This window comes from Kitasatospora sp. NPDC059817, assembly GCF_042731835.1.
Lineage (GTDB): Bacteria > Actinomycetota > Actinomycetes > Streptomycetales > Streptomycetaceae > Kitasatospora.
In genome coordinates this window covers 427-3,714 of the sequence record NZ_JBHWIR010000356.1, presented here as the reverse complement: position 1 = coordinate 3,714, position 3,288 = coordinate 427, and the positions used below count along the sequence as shown (strand labels likewise).

General features: G+C 69.9%; 4 protein-coding genes. All 4 read left to right on the top strand.

Annotated elements, in window-relative coordinates:
* Positions 1-348 precede the first annotated feature (348 nt).
* The 4 genes from ACFV61_RS35110 (at position 349) to ACFV61_RS35095 (ending at position 3,187) form a co-directional block, all read left to right on the top strand.
* A complete protein-coding gene (locus ACFV61_RS35110) occupies positions 349-1,152 on the top strand; it encodes a hypothetical protein (protein WP_380496162.1) in 804 nt (267 codons plus the stop codon).
* Positions 1,153-1,635: 483 nt separating this feature from the next.
* Positions 1,636-2,100 carry a DUF2690 domain-containing protein gene (locus ACFV61_RS35105; protein ID WP_063351732.1) on the top strand — a complete coding sequence of 155 codons (465 nt, stop codon included), beginning with the start codon at positions 1,636-1,638 and terminating at the stop codon, positions 2,098-2,100.
* Positions 2,101-2,228: 128 nt separating this feature from the next.
* The gene (locus tag ACFV61_RS35100; protein ID WP_380496161.1) at positions 2,229-2,636 is read left to right on the top strand and encodes a hypothetical protein; all 408 of its coding nucleotides are present in this window, start codon (positions 2,229-2,231) and stop codon (positions 2,634-2,636) included.
* A 20-nt stretch (positions 2,637-2,656) separates the two neighbouring features.
* Positions 2,657-3,187, top strand: coding sequence for an RICIN domain-containing protein (locus ACFV61_RS35095; protein WP_380342138.1), 531 nt, complete (start codon positions 2,657-2,659; stop codon positions 3,185-3,187).
* The last annotated feature ends 101 nt before the right edge of the window (positions 3,188-3,288 follow it).

Sequence of the window (3,288 nt, the reverse complement as noted above, 5' to 3'; positions counted from 1 at the left end):
GGGCCGAACCGGGCATAGACCTCCGGGGGGCGGGCGCACACCGCCCCCCTCGGACCGACCCCGCCCCCGCCCGCGGCGGGCCCGCCCGCGCACACGTACCGGCCGGCCGCCGGCATCGCGTCGGCTACGGCCTCAGCCCCGGCCTCGGCAGACGCAACTGCTGCCCCCGGACCGCAGCAGGCTGCGGCCTCGCCTTCGGCCCCGCTTCCGGTCGAGGTGACGCCCACCCCGGGGTCGGCGCCGGCCCCGGCCGACGCGACGCCCGCCCCCGAGGCGTCGAGCACCCCACGGAACCGCGACACCCAGGGCGTTCCGCCTGACACGGCCCCCCAGCAGCCGGGACAACCCGTGGTCGTCGCCTCCGCTCCGGGCACCCTGTACTCCATCGCCCCGGACCACCGCGCCGTCTACCAGTGGCAGGGCCGGGACATGGCCTGGACGCCCATCGGCGGTCCCACCGAACGGATCCTCGCGGGAGGCGCCGGCGTGTTCGCCGTCAGCGCCCACGACAAACGGCTGCTCGGCTACAGCGGGACCCCGGGCAACTGGACACCCGTCAGCGAACCCGGTGCCGACTTCGCCATCAGCGGCACCCGCCTCTACCGCCTCGCCCAGGACCACACCGGCGTCTACCGCTGGAACGGCACCGGAACGAGCTGGACCAAGATAGGAGGCCCGGCCGGACGCCTGTACGGCGGCGGGGCCGGCCTGTTCGCGACCGACCCGCGCGACGGCCGCATCTTCCGCTACGACACCGCCAGGGAAATCTGGACCTACGTGGGCACCGACGGGGCGACCTTCGCCGTCAGCGACACCCGCCTCTACGGACTCTCACCGGACCGCAGCCAGGTGTTCCAATGGGACGGTACGGGCAGCGACTGGACCCTCATCGGCGGCCACGCCCAGGACCTCTACGCCGGGCCGGCCGACCTGTTCGCCACCAGTCCCGATCACGGCACCTTCCTGCGTTACGCCCGCACTCCCCAGTTCTGGGATCCGGTCAGCGAGGCGGGAGCCGAATTCGCCGTCACCGCCGACCACATCTACCGCCTGGCGCCCGACCACAGCGCTATCTACCAGGCACCCAGCAACGGCGCCGCCACCTGGACGAAAATCAGCGGACCGGCCGCCACCCTGATCACCAGCAGGTGACAGGCGGGCCGATCGAGTCCACGAACACCAGGACCCGCCCGATCGTCCGCCGGGGCTTCCGCTCCCGCAGCGCGGACACCGCCATCGCGCTCGTCATGCCCTGCCTCAGCGGCAACCGCCCCGCCCTGCCCCGACGCCGACTCGCGTGACCGCACCCACAGGTCCAGCACAAGAAGACGCACCAGGGGCCCCACCCGCTCACTCGTCGTGGACAGCTGACCTCGGGCAGCTGCAGGCGCCCGCCCGTCCTCCACCGGTCCACGGCAATCCCCTTGTCCGCGGACAACGATATTTTTCCGTGCTCGAACTTGGCTTTCCCAGAGATTGATTGACGGACAATCAGCTCCGAACCAGCATGAGGTGGCCGCTGACTGCCGGGGGACAGCCACCGGCGGGGAAGCGGGGGCCCGGTCCTGCCCCGAAGGGGGACCGGCCACCGCTTTCCCCGGTATCAGCCGCTCTTTCGATCCGATCGGAGTGAATGTGCTCAAGAACAGGCTCGTTTCTCTCACCCTCGCGGCCGCAGCCCTCATCGGGTTCTCCGTCGCCGCCTCACCGGCGGCCTACGCGGCTTCCTGCTACGGCGGTACGTGCTCCAACAAGGGGCCGAAGGGCACCGGTTGCGACGCCGACGCCTTCAACCTGCGGGCCTACACGCTGAAGGCCGGGTACTACGAGCTGCGGTGGTCCAACGCGTGCCACGCCGGCTGGATACGTGCCTCCGGCGCCGGCGCCGCAGGCGCCAGCGCGGTGATCCAGCGTGTCCTCCTCGACGGCGGCGGCGGTGTCGACGTCCAGGAGGAACGCGCCGTCGCGGTGAACAAGGGCGAGCTGGACTGGTCCAACATGGTGGGCACCAGCTACGGCTCCTACTACCGGGTCTGCGGCACGTACTTCGGGTTCCCCGACAGCACCCTGGACTGCAGCCCTGTGGTGTACCACGACTGACAGCCGGCCGTCGGCTTCCTTGCCGGCAGCCTCGGCGGGTGAGCCACCGGCATCGACCGCATGCCTCTTTCCCGCATCCCGTCCCGTGGCTACAGGTCTTCCTTCACTCCACCAAACGGAGGTCAACCATGCGTAGGCACATCGTCGCGCTGCTCCTGTCCAGTGCAGCCCTGTGCGCACTCGCTGCCCCGCAAGCCCTCGCCAGCCCCGCATCCGCCGCATCCGCCGCACCCGCCGCACCCGCCGCACCCGCCACCGTGTTCGCCGGGTGCGGATGGGTGCCCGAGGACATCGACGGCGGCGGGTGGTACGCCACCGCCGACGGGGCCGTCAACATGCGCTCCGGTGCCAGCACCGGGTGCCCCGCCAACGGCGTCGCCTACCAGGGCCAGGCCCTCGACTACCACTGCTATTCCACCCCCCTGGCCGACGACGACTTCAGCTGGACGTACGCGCGGAACGTGAGCACCGGCGTCCAGGGGTGGATCCGCAACGACCTGCTCACCGACCACGGAAGCAAGGTCAAGTGCCGGTGACATCGAAGAAGGAGCAACCAGTGATCAGCAGGAAAGCCCTCACGGCCTGTGCCGCGATCATGGTCGCACTCGCCCCGGCCGGCGCGGCATCCGCGAACAGCACACCGGAGAAGACGGAGGCCCACGCGGCCGCGGTCGGCTGGAGCAACATAGCCAACAGGTACTCCGGGAACTGCCTGGACTGGGACGGCTCGGAACCGTGGGACGGCGGCACCGTCAATCTGACACGGTGCGACAACAACGGCGGGCAGCGCTGGATGCAGGGGGCATTCGGTGATGGCCGGTTGGTCTTCACATCCGTCTACGACGGGAAGGTCATCGACGCGGTGCTGGAGAACGCCAACGGCAGCCGCATCACCCGCTACCGCTGGCTGGAATGGGAGCACCAGCCGAGGAACCAGCAGTGGATCTGGACCAGCGCCGGTGAGATCAGGAGCGCCTGGAACGGAAAGTGCCTGGACGCCGACCCCGGGCAGAAGGACTGGAGCGTTCAACGCGTCTACCTCTGGGACTGCAACGGCAGTTCGTGGCAGAAGTGGTTCCACGTCTAAACCTGGCCCCGAACGTGCGGTGGGGGGCGGCGAGCGCGCACGACGAGACAAAACAAGCAAAAACACCAACAACACAAAACACCACAACCAGCCCACCGACC